The organism is Aeromonas sp. HMWF014 (assembly GCF_963878295.1).
In the GTDB taxonomy this organism is placed as follows: Bacteria; Pseudomonadota; Gammaproteobacteria; order Enterobacterales; family Aeromonadaceae; genus Aeromonas; species Aeromonas popoffii.
Genome location: NZ_CAWNYS010000426.1, coordinates 1 through 1,093, shown reverse-complemented (window position 1 = coordinate 1,093; position 1,093 = coordinate 1). Strand labels below are relative to the sequence as shown.

Here is a 1,093-nt window from a genome sequence, read left to right as displayed (position 1 = left end):
ATGAGGGCGCGAGAGTCGCTAAAGGATGTCACCTCGGGCCAAGCCTGCAATTGCGCCTGCCAGAAAGCGCGAGCGGCGGCGTTCTTACCACCCTCTTCGCGGGCCCGCTCTTCGGCCAGTACCTCATCCAGCAGGCCAAACGGCGATGGCGACGGCGCAGCCCCGGCCAGCCCTTCGCCATAGAGTTCGGCGATACGCTGGAACAGCAAGGTGGTGCCAAAGCCGTCCAGCGCGATGTGGTGCACGCAGCTGTAGAGGTAATCCCGGCCGGGGCCGCGCAGCAGGGCGAAGCGGCAGGGAGCCGCCTCGGTCAATGCGAACGGTCGGCGCAGATCGGCCCAAGCCCAGTCGCGGGCAGCAGCCTCGTCATCGCTTTCAAGGTTCACCTCGTCATAGGCGAGTGGCACATTGGAGGAGACGAAACAGACCGCCTCCCCATCGTCTTCGAAATAGCCCTTGAGCGCTTCGCACTCACCCACAGCCCGAGTGAGTGCCGCCACCAGCAGGGCTGCGTCGACCTTGCCATCGAAGGCGATACACTCGGCGGTGTTGAACATCGCCTTGTCGTCGTTGAGTAGATGACCGGACCAGAGCCCCTGTTGGGGTATGGTCAGCGGGAAGCGACTCATGGGGTCACCTCCAGGGTCTTTTGTTCGGCAAGCTTTGTTTCGATCACACGCCACCAGCCGTTAAGGGTCGGCAGCTTAGCGAGATCCACGAAACCCAGCTCCACCCCGGCGGCGCGCCACTCAGTGAGCAGGGACATGATGCGCACCGAATCCAGGCCGTAGTCGATGAGGTTCTCGTCCGGGTCAAACTCCCCTTCGTCCTCATCGATATGGCTCAGCAGCCGCGCCTTGAGTCCCTCGTAGGTCAGTAATGGATTGGTCTGGGCGGCGAAAGCGGAAACCGGAGCGAGCGCCAGCACCTCCTCGCAGGGGATCACCTTGCCGCAGCGGGTCGCCACGTAGTCCAGTGCCATCTGGTGATCGGCCAGGGAGAAGTCCGCCACCCCGTCTGCCAGGAAGAAGGGCTGGATGTCGCGCATGAAGGCGTCGCAGGCGGTCATCATGCAGCCGATGTGACCATAGAT

Annotated in this window: 2 protein-coding genes; both read right to left on the bottom strand. The window is 63.2% G+C overall.

Annotated elements, in window-relative coordinates:
• On the bottom strand, window positions 1-629 hold a 629-nt coding region (locus tag AAC083_RS23265), incomplete at its 3' end, for a condensation domain-containing protein (RefSeq protein ID WP_258224736.1).
• A partial coding sequence (locus AAC083_RS16865) for an isochorismatase family protein (protein ID WP_146181713.1) occupies window positions 626-1,093 on the bottom strand: 468 nt, incomplete at its 5' end. The genes AAC083_RS16865 and AAC083_RS23265, both read right to left, overlap by 4 nt.